At 65.4% G+C, this 19,764-nt stretch carries 19 protein-coding genes; 8 read left to right on the forward strand and 11 right to left on the reverse strand.

What is annotated here, in order from left to right; genetic code table 11:
- Positions 1-70: 70 nt before the first annotated feature.
- Complete coding sequence (locus tag BKY59_RS08325) at positions 71-1,351, forward strand: glycoside hydrolase family 130 protein (RefSeq protein ID WP_076070549.1); 1,281 nt, start codon at positions 71-73, stop codon at positions 1,349-1,351.
- Between the two features lie 32 nt (positions 1,352-1,383).
- Here BKY59_RS08325 and BKY59_RS08330 read toward each other — a convergent pair whose 3' ends face one another.
- The 4 genes from BKY59_RS08330 to BKY59_RS08345 all read right to left on the reverse strand — a co-directional run bounded on the left by BKY59_RS08330 (position 1,384) and on the right by BKY59_RS08345 (position 5,362).
- On the reverse strand, positions 1,384-1,848 hold the full coding sequence (locus BKY59_RS08330) for a DUF4174 domain-containing protein (RefSeq protein ID WP_240500030.1): 465 nt from the start codon (positions 1,846-1,848) through the stop codon (positions 1,384-1,386).
- An 11-nt stretch (positions 1,849-1,859) separates the two neighbouring features.
- Positions 1,860-2,648, reverse strand: a complete 789-nt coding sequence (locus BKY59_RS08335; RefSeq protein ID WP_076070551.1) for a sulfite exporter TauE/SafE family protein — start codon at positions 2,646-2,648, stop codon at positions 1,860-1,862.
- A 2-nt stretch (positions 2,649-2,650) separates the two neighbouring features.
- Positions 2,651-4,339, reverse strand: a complete 1,689-nt coding sequence (locus tag BKY59_RS08340) for a bifunctional protein tyrosine phosphatase family protein/NAD(P)/FAD-dependent oxidoreductase (protein WP_076070553.1) — start codon at positions 4,337-4,339, stop codon at positions 2,651-2,653.
- 153 nt (positions 4,340-4,492) lie between these two features.
- A complete protein-coding gene (locus BKY59_RS08345; RefSeq protein ID WP_240500031.1) occupies positions 4,493-5,362 on the reverse strand; it encodes an MBL fold metallo-hydrolase in 870 nt (289 codons plus the stop codon).
- 170 nt (positions 5,363-5,532) lie between these two features.
- Between BKY59_RS08345 and BKY59_RS08350 the strand changes: the two genes are divergently transcribed.
- The 6 genes from BKY59_RS08350 to BKY59_RS08375 all read left to right on the forward strand — a co-directional run bounded on the left by BKY59_RS08350 (position 5,533) and on the right by BKY59_RS08375 (position 12,313).
- A complete protein-coding gene (locus BKY59_RS08350) occupies positions 5,533-6,177 on the forward strand; it encodes a peroxiredoxin (RefSeq protein WP_076070556.1) in 645 nt (214 codons plus the stop codon).
- Between the two features lie 3 nt (positions 6,178-6,180).
- Positions 6,181-6,567 carry an ArsR/SmtB family transcription factor gene (locus BKY59_RS08355; protein WP_076070558.1) on the forward strand — a complete coding sequence of 129 codons (387 nt, stop codon included), beginning with the start codon at positions 6,181-6,183 and terminating at the stop codon, positions 6,565-6,567.
- Between the two features lie 147 nt (positions 6,568-6,714).
- Positions 6,715-7,698, forward strand: coding sequence for a thioredoxin-disulfide reductase (gene trxB, locus BKY59_RS08360; RefSeq protein ID WP_129586298.1), 984 nt, complete (start codon positions 6,715-6,717; stop codon positions 7,696-7,698).
- Between the two features lie 61 nt (positions 7,699-7,759).
- The gene (locus tag BKY59_RS08365) at positions 7,760-9,166 is read left to right on the forward strand and encodes an L-serine ammonia-lyase (protein WP_076070560.1); all 1,407 of its coding nucleotides are present in this window, start codon (positions 7,760-7,762) and stop codon (positions 9,164-9,166) included.
- An 11-nt stretch (positions 9,167-9,177) separates the two neighbouring features.
- The gene (locus BKY59_RS08370) at positions 9,178-11,223 is read left to right on the forward strand and encodes a M3 family metallopeptidase (RefSeq protein ID WP_076070631.1); all 2,046 of its coding nucleotides are present in this window, start codon (positions 9,178-9,180) and stop codon (positions 11,221-11,223) included.
- Between the two features lies 1 nt (position 11,224).
- Complete coding sequence (locus BKY59_RS08375) at positions 11,225-12,313, forward strand: PLP-dependent cysteine synthase family protein (RefSeq protein ID WP_276205492.1); 1,089 nt, start codon at positions 11,225-11,227, stop codon at positions 12,311-12,313.
- A 77-nt stretch (positions 12,314-12,390) separates the two neighbouring features.
- On the opposite strand, the gene BKY59_RS08380 is transcribed toward BKY59_RS08375, so the two are convergent.
- The 7 genes from BKY59_RS08380 to BKY59_RS08410 form a co-directional block, all read right to left on the reverse strand.
- On the reverse strand, positions 12,391-13,317 hold the full coding sequence (locus BKY59_RS08380; protein WP_076070564.1) for an arginine N-succinyltransferase: 927 nt from the start codon (positions 13,315-13,317) through the stop codon (positions 12,391-12,393).
- On the reverse strand, positions 13,314-14,603 hold the full coding sequence (locus BKY59_RS08385) for an N-succinylarginine dihydrolase (protein WP_076070566.1): 1,290 nt from the start codon (positions 14,601-14,603) through the stop codon (positions 13,314-13,316). The genes BKY59_RS08380 and BKY59_RS08385 overlap by 4 nt, the downstream gene beginning before the upstream one ends.
- Positions 14,600-16,012 (reverse strand): succinylglutamate-semialdehyde dehydrogenase, encoded by a 1,413-nt coding sequence (astD, locus tag BKY59_RS08390; RefSeq protein WP_076070568.1) that lies wholly within the window; start codon positions 16,010-16,012, stop codon positions 14,600-14,602. The genes BKY59_RS08385 and astD overlap by 4 nt, the downstream gene beginning before the upstream one ends.
- Before the next feature lie 97 nt (positions 16,013-16,109).
- Positions 16,110-16,400, reverse strand: coding sequence for a 4a-hydroxytetrahydrobiopterin dehydratase (locus BKY59_RS08395; protein ID WP_076070633.1), 291 nt, complete (start codon positions 16,398-16,400; stop codon positions 16,110-16,112).
- Between the two features lie 246 nt (positions 16,401-16,646).
- A complete protein-coding gene (locus tag BKY59_RS08400) occupies positions 16,647-17,849 on the reverse strand; it encodes an amino acid aminotransferase (protein WP_083671982.1) in 1,203 nt (400 codons plus the stop codon).
- A complete protein-coding gene (gene phhA, locus BKY59_RS08405) occupies positions 17,846-18,709 on the reverse strand; it encodes a phenylalanine 4-monooxygenase (RefSeq protein ID WP_076070570.1) in 864 nt (287 codons plus the stop codon). Before phhA ends, BKY59_RS08400 begins: the two co-directional genes overlap by 4 nt.
- Positions 18,710-18,715: 6 nt before the next feature.
- Complete coding sequence (locus tag BKY59_RS08410) at positions 18,716-19,000, reverse strand: hypothetical protein (RefSeq protein ID WP_129586299.1); 285 nt, start codon at positions 18,998-19,000, stop codon at positions 18,716-18,718.
- A gap of 270 nt (positions 19,001-19,270) precedes the next feature.
- Between BKY59_RS08410 and BKY59_RS08415 the strand changes: the two genes are divergently transcribed.
- Positions 19,271-19,732, forward strand: coding sequence for an Lrp/AsnC family transcriptional regulator (locus BKY59_RS08415; protein WP_076070574.1), 462 nt, complete (start codon positions 19,271-19,273; stop codon positions 19,730-19,732).
- Positions 19,733-19,764: the final 32 nt, after the last annotated feature.

Consider the following 19,764-nt stretch of genomic DNA (forward strand, 5'->3'; position numbering starts at 1 on the left):
ATATCGGCTGGTACGGATCGAACCGGTCTGCGCTGCGCTTTGCCGTCGAGTTGATAGCGAGGGCCGAGAAATGGAAGCTGCGGACGTGTTCAAGACGCTTGATCTGGAGTTGAAACCGGACCCGGCGCGTACCGTCATCCGGCCTTTCAGCTTCAATTATCCCGATGCCTTTGCCGAGGGACGGCCGACCCGGTCGGAAGCGGTCGCGGCACGCCTGATGGCGCAACCGGCCGAGATGCGCCAGCGGATGCTGGAGCTACTCCATGATGCAATGCAGTCGCGCCACCGGAACGTCGATCAGGTGTTCCTGCGGCGCTTCGAGCAGGTAAAGGACGAGTTGGGCGTCGTGGTCGAGGCGGAGTGCGACCGGCTGCTGATCGGCGCCTATTTCAGCCAGGAGTATGCCTTCGAGAGCGCCGCGCTGTTCAACCCGTCGATCGTGCCGGTCCTGGATCAGGAACCAAACGACGACAGCATCGCCTTCCTTCTGTCGTTGCGCGGCGTAGGGGAGGGGCATATCTCCTCGGTCACCTTCCGGTCGGGGACGTGGGACGGCGAGGAAGGCCTGGTGATCGATCCGGCCAGCTCGCAAGGCGTGCCGCCGCGGATCGAGCAGGACGACGATGCCGGCTGGGTTCGGCTGCGGTCCGACGACAGCGAGGACGTTTCGGAGACGGTGATCTTCCCGACCTTGCCGAGCCAGCGGCAGGGGGTCGAGGATCTGCGCCTCGTTCGCTTTACCGATGATGACGGCACGCAGAGCATGATCGGCACGTACACGGCATTCGATGGGCGCGATGCGCGTGCGGAACTGCTGCGCGGCATCGACCTGCGAACCTACGAGATGCAGGCACTGACGGGCGCGATGTCGTCGTACAAGGGGATGGCGCTCTTCCCCCGGCGGATCGACGGGCAGTTCGTGATGCTGGGCCGGCAGGATAACGAGAATATCTGGCTGCTACGGTCCGATAACATGCGGCATTGGGACACGGGCAAGATCATCATGGGCCCGCAGTACCCATGGGAGTTTGTCCAAATGGGCAATTGCGGGTCGCCGATCGAGATCGACGAGGGCTGGCTCGTGTTCACCCACGGCGTCGGGCTGGTCCGGGGGTATTGCGTCGGCGCCTGCCTGCTCGACAAGGCCGATCCGAGCAAGGTGCTGGGGCGGACCCCCTCGCCGCTGCTGTTTCCGAGCGGGGAACAGCGTGGCGGCTATGTTCCAAACGTGACGTACAGCTGCGGCGCATTGCTCCACAAGCGGCGGATTCTGCTGCCCTATGCGATTGCCGATGAGTATTCGGCGTTCGCGGTCGGCAGCGTGGACGATATCCTGTCCGTGATGCGCTAGAGAAAGGAGCCGCAGGTGGCGCTCCAGTCGCGCTAGCGTTCGCCAGACCGCCGCATCGGCATGGCGTCGATCGTTTTCTCGAGAATAGCGGCGGGGATCGGCGAGGTTCGGCTGAGCTTGACGCCGCCGTCCTTGCCGATGAGGACGACCATGAAGCCGGCGGCCGAGAGACCGTAACGTTTGCGGATCGTGGGTGCCGGATCGTTCGTGCCCGACACCGTGTCGCCCACGATCTCGACGACAGCGAGATCGCGTTCGGCCGCACTCCGCTTCCATTTTGCCAGGATCCGGCGCTGTTCCTCGAGGGCCGGATCGCCCGAGCCGGGGGTGCTGACGAGCAACACGCGCTTTTCCCATCGCATCGACGACAGGCTGGTGGAGGCCGCAGCCATCAGGGACATGGTGGTGAACAACTTCAGGGTAAGCATCCGTCCCCAACGCGCGGCATCGTCTGCCGTTTCGTCGTGGATCGGCTTGTCCCCGAGCGCTTCGCGCAAGCAAGAGCCTGTCAGGATAAGGCAAGGGCTGCAGCGCTCTTCCAGATCATGTAACCTGCCACGGAAAAGATCAGCACGGCAAAGACGGTTGTGAGCTGCCCACTGCCCGACAGCCGTCGTGCGGCGACCGTACCCCCCAGTCCGCCGGCGATACCACCGGTGATGAAGACGCCCGCCAGCGTCCAGTTGACCAGTCCCGACAACCCATAGTTGAACGCGGTCGTCAGCCCGAAGGCGGTGACCGCGACCAGGCTGGTGCCGACGGCGTTGATGATCGGCATACTGGTCGAGGCGATCAACCCCGGCACGATCAGGAACCCGCCGCCGATGCCGAAAAAGCCGGAGAAGACACCGGTTGCCATTCCAAGTCCAACCACCTTGGGAGCGTTGGCGCGGTTACATTGTGCGCCCGGAATGCCGAGCGCGCGACGACCGCGTAGCATGAGCACGCCCACGACGATCATGACGATCGCGAACAGGAAGAGCAGTTTATGCCCATCGAACGCCTTGCCGGCGGTCGAACCGCACAGCGCGCCGATCACGCCTGCGCCTGCATAAATCAGCCCGCAGCGCCATTTCACGGTTCCGGCGCGGGCATGTCCGATCAGTCCGGTGGCAGCGTTTGCGGCGACCGCCAGCGCCGATGTGCCGATGGCGACGTGCGGATTGGCGACGCCGACAAGATACACCATCAACGGCACCGCCAGGATCGAACCGCCGCCGCCGACCAGCGCGAGGGTGAAACCGACCAGCGATCCTGACAGCGCGCCCAGGGCATATTGTAACGGTTCGAGCGACATCGTCAGGCGGTCTGCCGTACACCGGCAGCCAGCGGCTGGGGTGCGACGAGCCATTCATGCCCCTTGAGCATACCGTTCCAGTAGATCCAGGGCAGGGCCGCAGACTTCAGGAGCCAGGGCAGCCGCTGCGGCTGCTTCCCGTCGATCAGCCACTTCGGAAAGCTCGGCAGGAGCTTGCCGCCGTAGCCGAACTCGGCGAGCACGATCCTGCCCTTCTCGACCGTGAGCGGGCACGAACCGTAACCGTCATAGCCGGCGACAAGAGGCTCGCCGGCCAGGGTCGCCAGCAGGTTGACGGCGACGACCGGAGCCTGCTTGCGGACGGCCGCGGCGGTCTTGGCGTTCGGCGTCGACCCGGCGTCGCCCAGCCCGAAAACGTTCGGATAACGAACATGGCGCAGGGTCATGGGGTCCATGTCGACATAGCCGGCAGCATCGGCCAGCGCGCTGTCGGCGATGAACGTCGGCGGTTTCTGCGGCGGCGTGACATGGAGCATGTCGAAGCGGCGCGTGACCTCGCCTGCCTTCTCGCGGAACGTGGCCGTCCGCGTCGGGCCGTCCACGGCAACCAGGGTCGATCCGAAGTTCAGGTCGATGGCGTAGCGATCGACGTAGGACATCAGCGCCGGGACGTAGTCCTTGACCCCGAACAGCACAGGACCGGCATTGTGAAAGCCGACGTCGATCGTCTCGAGCACGCCGCGTTTGGCCCATTCGTCGCACGAGAGGTACATCGCCTTCTGCGGTGCGCCGGCGCATTTGATCGGCATCGGTGGCTGCGTGAAGAGCGCGACACCGTCCCGGAGCTGCTGCACCAGCTGCCAGGTATAGGGCGCGGTGTCGTAGCCATAGTTGGACGTCACCCCGTTACGACCGAGCGTTGCCGAAAGGCCGGCTATCCCATCCCAGTCGAGCTGGATCCCGGGTGTCACGACCAAGGCACGATACCGCAGAACGGTGCCCGCAGCGGTCGTCACACTGTCCTGGTCGGGTTCAAACGTCGCGACGGCGTCCTTCACCCACGTCACGCCCTTCGGCATCACGGAAGCCATGGTTCGTCGCGTAGATTTCGCGTCGAAGACGCCAGCCCCCACCATCGTCCAGCCCGGCTGATAGAAATGGTCGGTGCGGGGCTCGACGATGGCGATCCGCAACGCGGCGTCACGCCTCAGGAGGGAGGTAGCCGTCGAAATGCCGCCGGCGCCGCCCCCAACGATGACGACGTCGTAGCGCATGATGCCGCTGCCGGTCGGTGCGCCGGATGTCCTGGCCCCCGTCTTCGCGCCGAGCCGCGCGCGAAGAGACGAGAGATCATAGCCTGCCCGCTGTGCGATCTTCAGGATCTCGGCGGTCGGGCGGCGTCCGGCCTGGCCAAGTGCCCACAACGTCGTCGAACGTGTCCCACTCCGGCAGAAGGCCAGCGTGTCGCCATCCGTTGTGCGAAGCGCCTCGATAAAGGCCGCAACCGACCGATCGTCGAAGGTGCCGCTTGCGATGGGAATATGGCGATAGGCGACGCCGCGCGCGCGGGCGCGCTCTGCCAGCTCGGCCGAGGTCGGCTGGCCGGGTTCCTCGCCGTCAGGCCGGTTGTTGATGATCAGGCGGACACCGGCGTCTGCGGCCCGATCGATGTCGCAAGGAGAAAGCTGGCCCGCTACCAGCAGACGATCGTCTAGCGTCTTCGGGTTCATCGAACCTCTCCTGTTTGGGTCGTCAGAGGCGGGAAGGGGGCGAGCGCCTGTCGGTCGGCCTTGTCGACAGACGACCGCGCACTTGACCGAGGCGGTGCCTCCGATCCTCGGCATCGGTCGATACTTGCGGCGGCATCCGCCTTCCGGTGCGCGCTACAGCGCATTCAGCGGGATCCTGAGATACCGTGTACCGTTCGTTTCCGGTTCCGGCAGATGACCGGCCCGCATGTTGATCTGGATGGACGGAAGGATCAGCTTTGGCATCGACAGGGTTGCGTCGCGTGCGGTGCGCATTGCGACGAACGCCTCCTCGTCGATCCCGGCATGGACATGGACGTTGGCGTCGCTTTGCAGCCCGATCGTGGTTTCCCACATGAAGCGGTCCCGGCCGGGCGCCTTGTAGTCGTGGCACAGGAAGACCCGCATCGCGCGCGGGAGATCCATCAGGCGGCGGATCGAGCGGTAGAGCAGCCGGGCATCGCCGCCCGGAAAGTCGCAACGCGCGGTGCCGTAGTCGGGCATGAACAGCGTGTCGCCGGTGAATAGCGCGTCGCCGATCACATAGGCCAGATCGGCGGGCGTGTGGCCGGGCACGTGCAACGCTACGGCTTCGATCGATCCGACCGCGAAGCGATCGCCGTCGTTGAAAAGTCGGTCGAACTGCGAGCCGTCGCGTTTGAAGTCACCTCCTTCGTTGAAGATGTTGCCGAACACATCCTGCACCGTGACGATCTCGCGTCCGATGGCCAGTTTCCCGCCCAGCCGCTTCTGAAGATACGGCGCGGCCGAAAGGTGATCGGCATGCACATGCGTCTCGAGCAGCCATTCGACGCGTAGCTTCTCAGCCTCGACGTAGGCGATAAGGCTATCGGCCGAGGCGGTATCGGTACGACCGGCGGCGGCATCGAAGTTCAGGACGCTGTCGATGATCGCGGCTGCCCGCGTGCGGGGATCATGGACGACGTAGCTGATGGTGTTCGTCGGCTCGTCGAACAGGGCATGCACGATGGGCGTTGGCATCATGCCTTGAAGCACCTGGTTTGCAACCTCCGTGGACGCCTGCAGCGGTTCGTCAGGCGGGACCATGGCGACTCGACCCTTAAATGGTTGCACATATCGTGTAATCAAGGGAGGATGTTGCGTCAACGGAAGCGAGCGGCGACAAGGGTGGTCTCCGCACAAAGGGTCCCCGCGTGTCTTCAGAACCGTTACCGGCTTGCTCTCCCCTGCGTCTGGGTGAGGAGGCGCCTGACTTCACAGCGCGTTCTACCCGCGGCGTCGTGTCGCTCTCGGACTTCCGCGGTCGCTGGTTGGTGCTGTTTTCGCATCCGGCGGACTTCACGCCGGTGTGCACCAGCGAGTTCGTGTCGATCGCCCGTGCAGGCGATCGCTTCGCGGCTCTCGACTGCGCGTTGATGGCCCTGTCGGTCGACAGCCTCTTCTCGCATCTGGCCTGGATCCGTGCGATCAAGGACAGGTTCGACGTCGTCGTCGAGTTTCCGATTATCGAGGATCCGACGTTGGAGATCGCGCGCGCCTATGGGATGGTCGCGCCGAACGCGATGGATGCGAGCGCGGTCCGCACAAGCTACTATCTCGACCCGGATGGCATATTGCGCGCATCGACCTGCTACCCGGCCAGTGTCGGACGGTCGGTCGAGGAAATGCTGCGGTTGGTCACGGCCTTGCAACGGGTTCAGGATGGCGGCGTTCTGGCACCCGAAGGCTGGACCGCGGGAGACGACCTTCTCGCCGTTCCAAGCCACGATCTGGCCGACGTCCTGGCCGCCGAATCCGGAAGCGACTGGTTCTATCGGCCCATTCGGGACCGGAGTTAAGTCATGGCAGATTCAGGGTCACTCGATCTCGATCTCGATCTCGATGCCGCGGCCGACCTGCTGCGTGCGCTGGCGCACGGCACGCGTTTGGCACTGCTGCGTGTCCTGATCCACGGCGAACGCTCGGTCGGCGAAATCGAACAGGCGACCGGGGTAGGTCAGCCCGGGCTAAGCCAGCAGCTCGGCGTCCTGCGCAAGGCGGACCTCGTGCACACCCGGAAGGACGCGAAGCTGGTCATCTACCGGTTGAATCGCGATCGCCTTGCCGAGATGCGCGTCCTGTTCGCCGGCTTTGCCGGGACGCCGGTGCCGCGCGACCAGGCGATCGTCGCCCGGATGCGGGATGGGGGGGGCGCCGCGATGTTTGCGCGCGTGTCACCCAGAAACTGAGGGCTGACCGAACCATCGCGTCGATCCGTGTAGGCGGTCGCCTTCAACATTCCTGGCCCCACTCGCGGGCTGTTGTTCAATACACGCTTTACGTAATCGAGAAATCTGGTATCAACCGTAACCATCGGGTTGTTGGGAGGGTTTGCGGTGACGGAATCGGTTCATGCCAAGGTTCTGATCATCGGCTCGGGACCTGCGGGCTATACCGCCGCAGTCTATGCCGCGCGGGCGGCGCTCGACCCCGTCCAGATCGAGGGCATGCAGCCGGGCGGGCAGCTGACCATCACGACGGATGTGGAAAACTGGCCGGGCGACATCCGGGTTACCGGCCCCGAACTGATGGCCCGCATGGCCGAGCAGGCGAAGGCCGTTGGGACCGCGCTTGTCTCCGACATGATCATGGAGGTCGACCTCACGCAGCGGCCGTTCCTGGCGGTCGGTGATTCGGGACGACGCTACACCGGGGACACCATCATCATCGCGACGGGCGCCTCCGCGCGCTGGCTTGGGCTCGAAAGCGAGACACGATATCTGGGGGGCGGCGTCTCGGCGTGCGCCACCTGCGATGGCTTCTTCTATCGCGGCCGGACGGTCGCGGTCGTAGGCGGCGGAAACACCGCCGTTGAGGAGGCGCTGTTCCTTACGAACTTTGCCGAGAAGGTCTACCTGATCCATCGCCGCGACAGCCTGCGCGCGGACCGGACCAATCAGGCGCGGCTGCATGCCAACCCGAAGATCGAGATGGTCTGGAACGCCGAGGTCGCCGAGGTGCTCGGCAATGGCAAGACCGTCACCGGCGTCGCCGTGCGAAGTACGGTTGATGGCGGGCTCAGCGAAATCTCCGTCGACGGTCTCTTCGTCGCGATCGGGCACGATCCCGCGACGTCCCTGTTTGCCGGGCAGCTGCGCATGGACGACGAAGGCTACATCCTCGTTGCACAGGGTTCGACCGGGACCAGCGTTCCGGGAGTCTTCGCGGCCGGCGACGTGCAGGACAAGGTGTTCCGGCAGGCCATCACGTCCGCTGGAATGGGTTGCATGGCGGCCTTGGAAGCGGAACGGTATCTGGCGGGGCACAACGCGCACGCGATCGCGGCCGAAGGCGCGGATGACCGGGCGTTGCTGGTATGATTGCCAGCACGCAAGGCGCCGCCAACCCGAGGGGATGGCGTGAAGGATCGCGTGTAGACCCATGACCGACCTGATCCGCGATCGGCAAGTCGGCCGGCAGCGTGCCCGGCCCGACTGCAAGGTGGCTCTGAGCGTCGTCGATCTCTTTACGATCGGGATCGGTCCGTCGAGTTCGCACACCGTTGGACCGATGCGTGCGGCATTCGCCTTCGCCGAACTCGTGATCGATGCCGAACCGGCTTCGATCCAGGTTGACCTCTATGGATCCCTGGCGCTGACAGGGCGCGGTCACGCAACCGACAATGCGGTGATGCTGGGACTTGGCGGCGCGGAACCCGAGACGATCGAGCCCGACCTGATCCCGGATCGTCTGGCCGCGATTCGATCGACCGGTCGCCTCATGCTGGCGGGACAATGCGAGATCCGGTTCGAGGAGAGCCAGCACCTGCTGTTTCACCCAAAAACCTTTCTAGCCGGTCACCCCAACGCGCTTATGTTCACCGCTTTGCTGAAGAACGGACGGCATATCGACCGGACGTATTTCTCGATCGGCGGTGGCGCGATCGTCGAGGCCGGACGGGGGCCGCCGAAGACCAACATCGCGTTGCCGCGGCCATTCTCCAGCGCGGCCGAACTGCTTGCCACGGGCGAGGCGACGGGGCTGTCCATCCCCGACATCGTCCGGGACAACGAGCGGGCGTGGCGGTCAGATGCGGATACCAACCGGTTCGTCGCTGCCGTACGCGAAGCGATGTTCGCCTCGATCGATCGCGGGTGTCGACAGGGCGGCATACTGCCCGGCGGGCTGAAGGTGCCGCGCCGGGCGAAGGCGCTGCATCAGGGGCTCGAGGGGCGCGACACGGCCGCCGATCCTTCCGCGGTGTTCGAATGGGTCAGCCTCTACGCGCTTGCGGTGAACGAGGAGAATGCGGCGGGCGGGCGCGTCGTGACCGCGCCGACCAACGGCGCCGCCGGCGTGCTGCCGGCGGTTCTCAAATTCTACGAGACATTTACGGCAGAGCCCACCCAAAAGGGTTCGCATGACTTTCTGCTGACCGCGGCGGCGATCGGGTTTCTGTACAAGAAGCGGGCGTCCATCTCGGCGGCGGAAATGGGATGTCAGGGTGAGGTCGGGGTGGCCTGTTCGATGGCCGCCGGAGCGCTGGTCGCCGCTTTGGGCGGTACCAACGCGCAAATCGAGAACGCGGCCGAGATCGGCATGGAACATAATCTGGGGCTGACCTGCGACCCGATCGGTGGGCTGGTCCAGATACCGTGCATCGAACGCAATACGATGGGCGCGATCAAGGCGATCAATGCGGCCTATCTGGCATTGCGCGGCGACGGCCGCCACATCGTGAGCCTCGACCAGGTGATCGAGACGATGCGCCAGACCGGCGAGGACATGCGCTCGCAATATAAGGAAACCTCGCTTGGCGGCCTGGCCGTCAATGTCGTCGAATGCTGAAGGAAGCTGTCATGACCGTTGCTGCCCAGAACCTGCTCGATCCGATGGCCTTGCCGCCGTTCGCCGACCTGACCTCCGACGCGATCCCGCCCGCCCTGGACGCGGCGATCGACCGGCACCGGGCGGTGGTGGCAACGCTCGTGGCCGAACGGCCGACGACGTTCGCCGAGGTTTGGCTGCCGCTGGAGCGGGCCACCAACGCGATCGATGCGTTGTGGTCCGGCGTGTCGCATCTGCAGGGGGTCGCCGATACGCCCGAACTGCGCGCCGCCCACGCCGAAGCACAGAAGCGGATTGTCGAGAACAACGTTCAGGTTTCGCAGAACCGCGACCTGTACGACGTCCTGGTCGCCTTGTCCGTATCCCCCGACTTCGCTTCGCTGGGCGACGCCGACAGGATCGCGGTCGAAAACGCCATTCGCGACTTCACCCTGTCGGGCGTGGCGCTGGATCCGGCGGAGCGGGACCGGTTCAAGGCAAACTCCATCGAGTTGTCGGCATTGGCCAACGCGTTCGGCAGCGCGGTGCTCGACGCGACGCAGGCGTGGGGTGAGACGATAACCGATCCGCGGATCCTGTCGGGCGTGTCCGACGTGGATCTGGCGATGTTTCGCGAGGCGGCCGCCGCCGTGGGCGAGGACGGCTGGCGGGTGACGTTGCAGCAGCCTAGTGTCGCTGCGATCCTGACCTTCGCCGAAAATCGCGATCTGCGCGCGCGTGTCTACCATGCCTATCACACACGCGCCTCGGACCAGGGGCCCCATGCGGGGCAGTTCGATAATTCGGACCGGATCGCACGCATCCTCGAACTGCGTCACGAAGCGGCAGAGCTGTTGGGTTTCACCGACCCGGTCGCATGGTCCTTCGCGACCAAGATGGCCCCAAATGGTGCCGAAGTGCTGGCGTTCCTGCGCGATCTCGGAGCGCGGGCGAAGCCGGCGGCCGAGCGCGACGTGGCCGAGATGCGCGCCTTCGCTGCGGCCGAACTCGGTATCGCCGACTTCAGTCCCTGGGATGCGGGTTATGTCGCCGACCGCCTGCGTCGGGCGCGCTACGATGTCGATGAGCAGACGGTCCGCGGTTATTTCCCGGTCGATCGGGTCACTGCCGGATGGCAGACGTTGCTGGACCGGCTGTTCGGCATCCGTCTTATCGAGCGCAACGACGTTTCGCTGTATCATGCGGATGCCCGGTATTTCGACGTGGTCGATGATGGCGGCACGACCTTTGCCGGCCTCTACCTCGACCTTCATGCCCGTGCGGGCAAGCGCGGCGGGGCCTGGATGGATCAGGCGCGACCACGGCTGGCGGACGGCGATGCGGTCCGCGTGCCGGTGGCCTATCTGGTCTGCAATTTCGCGCCCAACAGCGAGGACAGCCCGGCCTTGCTGAGTCACAGCGACGTGACCACGCTGTTGCACGAGACCGGGCACTGCCTGCACCATCTGTTCACGCGGGTCGATCGCCCCAGCATCGCCGGAACCAACGGCTTCGAATGGGACGCAATCGAACTGCCGAGTCAGTTGATGGAGGATTTCGCGTGGGATCGCGATGTCCTGACCGACATGTCCGGGCATCATGTGACGGGCGATCGGCTGCCGGCCGAGCTGTTCGAAAAAATGATCGCCGCCCGCCGGTTCCAGGCGGGCATGTTCATCGTCCGCCAGGTGGAGTTCGGACTGTTCGACCTGTTGCTCCACCTCGGCACGATGGGCAGCGATCCTGTCGAGGTCATCAAGGCGGTGCGCGAAGAGGTGGCGGTGATCCATCCGCCGGAGTGGCACCGTTTTCCGCACGGTTTCAGTCACATCTTCGCCGGCGGCTATGCGGCGGGCTACTATGGCTACCTATGGGCCGAACAGCTTGCGGCGGACGGCTTCGCGGCGTTCGTGGAGGCCGGCGTGGTGGACCGGGCGACCGGGGACCGCCTGCGCAAGGAAGTTCTGTCGCGCGGGGCGACCCGACCGGCGGCCGACAGTTTCCGCGCGTTCCGCGGGCGGGATGCCGATCCCACCGCCATGCTGTTCCGTCACGGCCTGATCCGCGAGGATGCCTGAGGTGAGCCTGATCCGACAATGCGGATGGGCCACCGCCCGCGCCTGGCAGAACGAGGCCGTTCGTCGCATCGAAGCGGACTTCAACCGGTCCGCCGACACGCATCTCATCCGCCTGGATCTGCCGCGCTATCCGGACATCACTCTCTACTTGAAGGACGAGAGCAGTCACCCGACCGGCAGCCTGAAACACCGGCTGGCGCGCTCGCTTTTCCTCTACGCGCTCTGCAACGCATGGATCGGACCGGATACCTGCGTCATTGAGTCCTCGTCCGGCTCGACGGCGGTGTCCGAGGCGTATTTCGCGAAGATGCTCGGCCTGCGCTTCATCGCGGTGGTGCCGGCGACCACCGCGTCGCCCAAGCTGGATGCGATCCGGTTTCATGGTGGCGAGATCCACATGGTCGACGACCCGCGCGAGATCTATGCCACGTCGCACCGGCTCGCTGCAGAGACGGGCGGTCATTATCTCGACCAGTTCACCTATGCCGAACGGGCGACCGACTGGCGCGGCAACAACAACATAGCCGAGTCGATCTTCGCGCAGATGGTCGAGGAGGAGCACCCGGTGCCGAGGTGGATCGTCTGTGGCGCAGGGACCGGAGGCACGTCCGCCACCATCGGGCGCTTCATCCGCTACCTGCGGCATCCGACCCGGTTGTGCGTCGCCGACCCTGTCCATTCCGTTTTCCACCGCCATTTCGACGACAGGACGGTGACCTCCCTGCCGGAAGGATGCGCATCAAGGATCGAGGGTATCGGTCGGCCGCGGGTCGAGCCGAGCTTCGTACCCAGCGTGATCGACCGGATGATCGCCGTCGACGACGCCGACAGCATCGGCGCCATGCATGCGCTTTCGGACGCGTTGGGACGCCGGGTCGGCGGATCGACCGGCACCAACTTGTGGGCGTGCGCGCAACTGGTCGCGGAGATGGCGGCGGCGGGCGAGCGCGGCAGCATCGTCACGCTGCTCTGCGACGGGGGCGATCGCTACGGTTGCACCTATTATGACGAGGCCTGGCTGACCGAGCGAACGGTCGACTGGCGGAAACAGGCCGCCCGGATCGCAACCTTCCTCAGCGCGGAAGACTAGTCGGTCAGGCCGTGGCCGATCCGGGTTTCCTGGAAATATTGCGATCTTCGGCACCGGCGGGGGGTGCGTAGTCGGTGTCAGGATGCGCCTTCGATAGTCGCCACGAACGTCGGGCCATGACCCTGTGCCGAAATATATCGACCGGGACCGTCGGCGATGACGGTCCGGCCGTCAGGCGTGCTGATGCAGTCTCGTATCGCCGCTATCTGGTCGGTGCGTGCACTGACCGTAGGCCCGCCGTCGAAGATGTCGACATAGCCGTCCCACGAGAAGCCTTCCTGCTCCAGAAGGCGCAGCGCGGCGCGGGAGTCGTCGTGGGGACGGCCGATCGCATCGCGGGCATCGGCCGGCAGCAACGAGGTGTAAATCGGATAGCGCGGCATCAGGTCGGCGATGAACTGGTTTCCGTGCAGCGCATTGTGCAGGTCCGCGGCTTCGAAATCGCTCCCGAAAAACGGTTCGCCGACGGCTTTCCAGAAAGGCGATGCGCCGTTCGCGGCATATCCGCGAAGATCGGCGATCGTCCGGTCGGCAAAGGCGGCGCGGTGCCTCGCGATCAGCAGATACCGGCTGCGCGCGAGCAGGCGGCCATATCCCGCCACGCGCGCATCGGCATGGACGAATAGCCCCCCGACCTCCGACGCGCCGTCATAGTCGTTCACCAGAAACAGTAATTGGGTCGAGAAACTTCGGGGCGGATGACTGGAGGCGTGGGTCACCCGCCCGAGCTTGTAGCTGTAGAAGGGCAGGCGGGCGCCGAGCCGGGAATACAGGCTGGCGGTGCCGATGATCCGGCCGCCCGGTGCGTCTTCCAGCACCAGCATGTAATATTCGTCCTGTGGTGACGACGGCATGGTCTCCGCCGATCTGGTCGACCAGGCGATCTTTTCGGACAGCGCATCGCGATCGTTGGGGAGATTGGTCATTCCGCCGCCGGTCAGTGCCGAAAGCGTGAGAAGACCGGCGATATCGTCCGCGCGGACCATCCGAACCTGCGCCGTCATAGCGCGTCCGGCCCGAAGCCGAGGGCATCGAGAAGCGCGGCGCGCGCCCGGTGACATTGCAGCCAGAGGTCCGGATTGCCGAGATCGTCCGGTGCGATCGCGACCGGCCACTCCGCCGCGACGACCGCCTCGATCCGGTCGCAGGCGGCGTCATCCAGCAGAAAGCGTCGGTCGACCGTCGCCAATGCCGCGGCGCTCATCTGCACGCGAAGACGGAGGCATGCCGGTCCGCCCCCGTTGCGCATGGACTCACGCACATCCACGACGATCAGACGGCGGATCGGACCGCCCCGAGCCACCTCGGCTTCCAGCCAGCGCCACACGGTGGGCTCGTTCCGGCTCTCCTGTGGCAGGACCAGCGCCATGTCGCCCGAGGGCAGGGTCACCAGCTGCGAGTTGAAGAGATAGGACCGGATCGCGGTGGCAAGCGACACCTCCGCCGCGGGAACGGTCACGATCCGGGTCGCCGGCAACCGATCGCGCACGAAGGCGTGGAGTGCGATCGGATCGGCGAACGCCTGTTCATGCGCGAACAGGACGTGACCATGAGCGACGGCGACGACGTCGTTGTGAAACGCGCCGACCGCGATCGCGGCGGCCGATTGCTGCGCGAAACACGTCCGCGACGGCGCAAGCCCATGTCGGCGGGCGATCGCCTGACTTGCAGTCAGGTCCTGTCGTGCGGGAAAACCGCCAGCGCCGGCCTCGCCGTAAACGAAGATCTCTACGGCATCGGCGCCTTCCGGTGTCGTCAGCCGCATGAAGTTGGCAGCCCCCTCATCGCGGAACGCCGCAGGCAGCGCGCCATGGACCGCGAAGAACCTGCCGTCCGCAAAGGCCAGTCGAAGCTGACGTTCCGTCTGAACCGACTCGATGCCGCGATGGCGCATCGTCGTCAGATTGGCGACGGAAAGATGGCAACGACCATCGGACGTATCGGTGGAGGGCGAGACCGTCGCGGCGTTGGCCGTCCACATTGCGGACGCCGAACATGCGTTGGCGAGGAGGACCGGCTCGTCCCGTGCGGCGGCGGCAAGAACCGCGGGGTCCGACCCGCTGAACCCGATCGACCGCAGCCAGTCGGTATCGGGCCGGCGGTGTGGGAGCAACACGCCCTGGGGCAGGCCCAGGGCGATCATGGCGCGCATCTTCGCCAGACCCTGCAACGCGGCCTGACGGGGTGCCGACGTCCTTCCGGCGTTCACGGCGGAGGCGAGGTTGCCATGGGCAAGCCCGGCATAGTTGTGCGTGGGTCCGATCAGCCCGTCGAAGTTCACCTCGATCATGCGGACAGTCCTCGGATCTCCGCGGAGATGTCCTGAACCGTCGGTGCCTCGAAGCTGGCAACCGGGTAGGCACAATAGTCGGCGGCATAATAGGCGCTTGGGCGGTGATTGCCCGACGCGCCGACGCCGCCGAACGGCATGGAGCCCGCGGCGCCGGTTGTCGGGCGGTTCAGGTTGAGGACGCCGGCACGGGCGCGGCGGGTGTAGCGATCCCACAGCGCCTGTTCGTTCGAGATCAGGCCGGCGGCGAGCCCGAACGCAGTCGCGTTCGCCGCGGTGATCGCAGCGTCGAAGTCCGGCACGCGCACGACCTGAAGCACGGGTGCGAAGATCTCCACGTCAGGCGCGTCGATCCCCGTCACGTCCAGGATCGCCGGCGTCACGAAGGTGCGCAGCGGCATGTCGAGCAGATCGAGCGGCCGCACTATGCGGGCGCCGCCAACGATCAATGCGTCGACGGCGCGTCGGGCCTGGTCGGCGGCCGCCTCGGATATGAGCGGGCCAAGTGCCGGTTCCGGATCCGCGTCCCAGCGCCCGATCCGCAGGCGTGCGGCAAGTGCGGTCGTTGCCTCGACCATGCGGTCGCCGACCGGACCGGCCGGAACGATAAGCCGGCGTGCGCAGCTGCACCGTTGTCCGGATGTGGCGAAGGCGGATGCCACGATGATCGACGCGGCGGCATCGACGTCTCCGTCCCAGGCGATCAGCGGGTTGTTGCCCCCGAGTTCCAGCGCGAGGATGACGTCCGGCCGATCTACGAATGCCTGACGCAGCTGCGCGCCCGTCGCCGCCGATCCGGTAAACAGCAGCCCGTCGATCCGCGCTTCCGCCAGCAACCGTCCGGTGTCGCGTCCGCCCTGCACCAGGTTCAGCACCCCAGCGGGCAGTCCGGCCTCCTGCCAGAGCCCGACCATCGTCTCGCCGACGAGGGGCGTCTCCTCGGACGGCTTGAACACGACCGTGTCGCCGGCGAGGAGGGCGGGGACGATGTGGCCGTTGGGGAGATGCCCGGGGAAATTGTATGGCCCGAAGACGGCCATCACGCCGTGTGGCCGGTGACGCAAGACTGCGCGACCGAATGTCGTCGCGGCGTCGCGGATGCCACTGCGTTCCTGCTGAGCCGTGATCGAGGCCTCGATCTTGGCGACCATCGACGCGACCTCCTGGCGCCCCTCCCAAAGCGGCTTGCCCGTCTCGCGGCTGATGATCACGGCAAGCCGTTCCATGTTCTGCTGCAGCGCGAGGCCATAGCGCCGAACGCACGCGACGCGATCGGCGAGCGGGCGATCCGCCCAATCGTCCAACGCGGTACGCGCGGCGGAAACGGCGCGGGCGACGTCGGGTTGGCCTGCGGCGGCACCCTCCCAGAGCGTATCGCCGGTGGCAGGATCGATCGAACGAAAGGTCATACGCTCTCCAGCAAGTCGAATGCGCCTGAACAATTAAAGTTCGGCAAGCGGTAATTCGCCTGTGCAAACGGCGGCGTCCCGCGGGATGGAATCCGGTTCACACGAACAGGCTATCGATGGTGGCGGCCAGTGCGATGTCGCGTGTCGACACGTCGTCGACCTCATGCGTCGTCAGCCATATGTCGACCCGGTTGAAGATGTTGCACCATTCGGGATGATGGTCCGCCTTGTCCGCGGCCATTCCGATCCGGACCATGGCGGACAGCGCTTCCGCGAAGTCGCCGAACGTCAGCGTTCGGTGAAGTGCACGCCGGGCAGCGGAATAATGCCAGTTCGGAAGCGTTTCGAGCGCGGCTTCTCGTTCCGAAACACCAAGGGAAGTCATCATGCCAATCATGTCCTCACGCTGCGTTCGTCGACGGGATCGAGACCCCGATTATCGCCCGGGGGATCGGCGACTGCGGTGCAAGGCGCGCCGTCGCCGTTCGTGACGATCGCTTTCATTGTCGAAGGTCCTTCGTCATCGGGGCGGCCGCTGCGGGTGGCCCCAGGGTAGGGTGGTCGCCGGATCAGCCTTGCGCGGGCCTCTGCTGGCGTCCCTGCCATCAGCCGTTTGCACGTTCCGGCGCTAACCCTAACCCTTCAGGTAAAGCGCAAGGGCATCGGCGAAGCGCCCGACGGTGCCGTGGTTCAACCCCGCGACATTGATCCGCCCGGAGTTGGGGAGATAGATGCCATGGTCGGTCCGCAGCGCTGCGGCGTCGTCAGGGGTGATGGGCAGCAATGCGAACAATCCTTCCTGATGCGCGATCGGGGCCAGTGCCGGATGGACGGCACCGAGCAGTAGGCGGAGGTCGTTGATGCGCCGTCGCATGCCGGACAGTTCAAGGCACCAATCGTTGGTCAACAGTTCGTCTTCGAGGATGAGGCGAACCACCGCAGCGCCGTGATCGGGCGGCATCGACCAGAGGCTCCGCGCGAGTGCCAGCAGGTTTTCCCGGACCGGGACCGCTACGGCGGCGCTCGAAGACTGCACCCAGAGCGCCCCGACGCGTTCGCGGTAGAGCGCGAAGTTCTTGTCGCAGCTGTACGCGATCAAGGCCTCGGGCACAGCAGCCAGTAGGCTTCGAGCACCGGCGGCGTCCTCTTCCAAGCCTTGGCCAAGCCCCTGATACGCCAGATCGATCAACGGGATCAGGCCGCGCGTCACCATGATCGGGGCCAGGATACGCCACTGGTCGGCCGACAGGGTGGTCCCGGTCGGATTGTGGCAGCAGCCGTGCAACAGCACGACGTCGCCGTCCTTCGCCTGCGCAAGACCGTCGATCATGGCGTCGAAATCGATGTCCGCGGAGACGACGTCGAAATAGGGCGTGGTGCGCACGGTGAGGCCGGCAGCCTGGAAGATCGGCGCGTGGTTGGGCCAGGTCGGCGTGCCGACCCAGACCGTCGGCGATCGACCCGTGCGTGCGATGAGTTCGGCTGCAAGCCGCAACGCGCCCGTGCCGCCGGGCGTCTGGATGCCGGTGACGCGTGGATCGTCGGCCCTTTCCGACCCCAGCGCGATCGACGCGAGCAGATCGGTAAAGCGCTGGTCGCCCTCCGCTCCCAGATAACTCTTGCTGTCCTGCTCCGCGAGCAGGCGCCGCTCCGCCGCCTTTACGGAGCGCATCACCGGCGTGGCGCCGGTCTCGTCGCGGTAGACGCCGACACCAACATCGATCTTGTCCAAGCGGGGATCCGCCCGGTGCATGCCGATCACCGCGAGCAGTGCGTCGGCGGGTTGACGCGGTAGCGCCGTGAACATCCCGGGTCCCGAAGCGGCGGTCGCGTTCATGCGATGATCCTTCCATGCGCACGGTCCTGTGTGCCACGCGTATAGACCCGGTCGGTCGGCAGGATGACCTCGATCTCGATATCGGGCGCTCCGTTCAGTTCGGTGTAGAGCGGGCCAAAATCTGTGTTGAGGGTCTGTTCGAGCAGATCCTCGAAGCTGTCGATCACGAAATAGTTCTGCTGGAAATCGTCGATGCGATATTTCGTGCGCATCAGGCGCCTGAGGTCGAAGCCGATGCGGTTCGGTGACGGGTCCTCCAACGCGAATATTGTTTCCGAAAAGGACGACACGATCCCGGCGCCGAAGATCTTCAATGCATCACCCGAACGCACCAGTCCGAATTCGACCGTATACCAGTACAGACGAGAGAGCCGATCGATCGCGCCCATCGCGGCAGCGCGCTGTCCGCCGCGGCCGTAGGCCTGCATGTAGTCGGCGAAGATCGGGTTCGCGAGGAGCGGCACGTGGCCGAATACGTCATGGAAGACGTCCGGCTCCTGCAGATAGTCGAGTTGATGGGGTTGCCGGATGAAGTTTCCGGATACGAACCGGCGATTGGCCAGATGGTCGAAGAAGACGTCGTCCGGCACGAGGCCGGGAACCGCGACCACCTGCCAACCCGTCGCCCGCATCAGTCGTTCGGAGAGTTCGGCGAAATCCGGTATGCCGGGTTTGGACAGCCGCAGGATGTCGAGGCCGTCGAGAAACTCCGGCGCCACCCGGTCGGGCAGGAGGCGAACCTGCCGTTCGAACAGACTGTCCCAGGTCGCGTGATCCTGTGCCGTGTAATCGGCCCAGCCTTGCGGAATGGTCCAGTCGGCAGCGGCATGGTCGGGGCGAACCAGATTTGCGGCAGTCATTTTCGATCACGTCCTTGTGCTGGAGATTGGGTTCTGTCGGTGCCGGGCCGTGAACCGGGCGCGGTCCACCGACACGATGTTAAGGATTCGGGCTTCGAGAACTTCCAGTCGATGAGCCTCGATGGGGTCCATCGCGATGCGCAGTTCATACTGGTCTCCCCGTGCGAGGATCCGCGCGCAACTGACCGCGAGGTCGTTCTGGACGAACAGGTCCAGGACCCGAAGAGGGCCGCAGAGTTCGCGATCGGTCCAGACGCTGACCATCAGGGATCCGGCATCCTGCGCGGTCACGACCGCTAAGCCGCAACCGAGATACTGGACGTCTTCGTGTCGCCGGGCAGCGGCGCTCCGGCCGCCGCCGCATCGGCCGCCGGGATAACCGGCTCGGCGCGGGTCCGAACCTTCCCGCCTGCCGCAGTTCCAATCGGTGCCATATCGCCTGCCCGTCGTTTCGTTCGATCCGGTTCTATCGCGATCCACGCGGACGAACTGTCCTCGATTGCAGGGTCGTGCGCCCTTTTCCGGCAAGACTTGCCTGCAAAGTGGGGATATCAGGACGGAATGACCACTCTCGATCAATTCGAACGCAAGATCCTGCGTCTCCTCCAGGCCGATGCCGGTCTGACGACCGCGCAGATCGCAGAGGCCGTGGGACTGTCCCCCTCACCATGCTGGCGACGGATCGATCGCATGGAGCGGGAAGGGATTATTCGAAGCCGCGTGGCGCTGGTCGATCGGCGCAAGGTCGGGCTGAACGCACATGTCTTCGCCCAGGTTCGGCTCAACGCCCATGGTCGGGCGAACCTTGAAGAATTCAGCGACGCGATCCGCGGCTTTACCGAAGTGCTGGATGCCTATGTGCTGATGGGCACGAACGACTTCATGCTGCGGATCGTGGCACGCGACATGGACGCCTATGAGCGCTTCTTCTTCGACAAGCTGAGCAAGCTACCCGGCATTCAGGAGATCACGTCGACCGTCGCCCTGTCCGAGATAAAGGCCTCCACCGAACTGCCGGTCTGACACCGAGCATGGTCACGGGACCATTCTCCCTT

The organism is Sphingomonas montana, assembly GCF_001956315.1.
GTDB lineage: Bacteria > Pseudomonadota > Alphaproteobacteria > Sphingomonadales > Sphingomonadaceae > Sphingomonas_R > Sphingomonas_R montana.

Coding starts and splice junctions, on each gene's coding strand:
- BKY59_RS08335 (WP_076070551.1), bottom strand. CDS start 2,648: ATGTCGCTCGAACCGTTACAATATGCCCTGGGCGCGCTGTCAGGATCG.
- BKY59_RS08325 (WP_076070549.1), top strand. CDS start 71: ATGGAAGCTGCGGACGTGTTCAAGACGCTTGATCTGGAGTTGAAACCG.
- BKY59_RS08380 (WP_076070564.1), bottom strand. CDS start 13,317: ATGACGGCGCAGGTTCGGATGGTCCGCGCGGACGATATCGCCGGTCTT.
- BKY59_RS08340 (WP_076070553.1), bottom strand. CDS start 4,339: ATGAACCCGAAGACGCTAGACGATCGTCTGCTGGTAGCGGGCCAGCTT.
- BKY59_RS08385 (WP_076070566.1), bottom strand. CDS start 14,603: ATGATCGAGGTGAACTTCGACGGGCTGATCGGACCCACGCACAACTAT.
- BKY59_RS08345 (WP_240500031.1), bottom strand. CDS start 5,362: ATGATGCCAACGCCCATCGTGCATGCCCTGTTCGACGAGCCGACGAAC.
- BKY59_RS08415 (WP_076070574.1), top strand. CDS start 19,271: ATGACCACTCTCGATCAATTCGAACGCAAGATCCTGCGTCTCCTCCAG.
- astD (WP_076070568.1), bottom strand. CDS start 16,012: ATGACCTTTCGTTCGATCGATCCTGCCACCGGCGATACGCTCTGGGAG.
- BKY59_RS08395 (WP_076070633.1), bottom strand. CDS start 16,400: ATGATGACTTCCCTTGGTGTTTCGGAACGAGAAGCCGCGCTCGAAACG.
- BKY59_RS08370 (WP_076070631.1), top strand. CDS start 9,178: ATGACCGTTGCTGCCCAGAACCTGCTCGATCCGATGGCCTTGCCGCCG.
- BKY59_RS08365 (WP_076070560.1), top strand. CDS start 7,760: ATGACCGACCTGATCCGCGATCGGCAAGTCGGCCGGCAGCGTGCCCGG.
- BKY59_RS08400 (WP_083671982.1), bottom strand. CDS start 17,849: ATGAACGCGACCGCCGCTTCGGGACCCGGGATGTTCACGGCGCTACCG.
- phhA (WP_076070570.1), bottom strand. CDS start 18,709: ATGACTGCCGCAAATCTGGTTCGCCCCGACCATGCCGCTGCCGACTGG.
- BKY59_RS08355 (WP_076070558.1), top strand. CDS start 6,181: ATGGCAGATTCAGGGTCACTCGATCTCGATCTCGATCTCGATGCCGCG.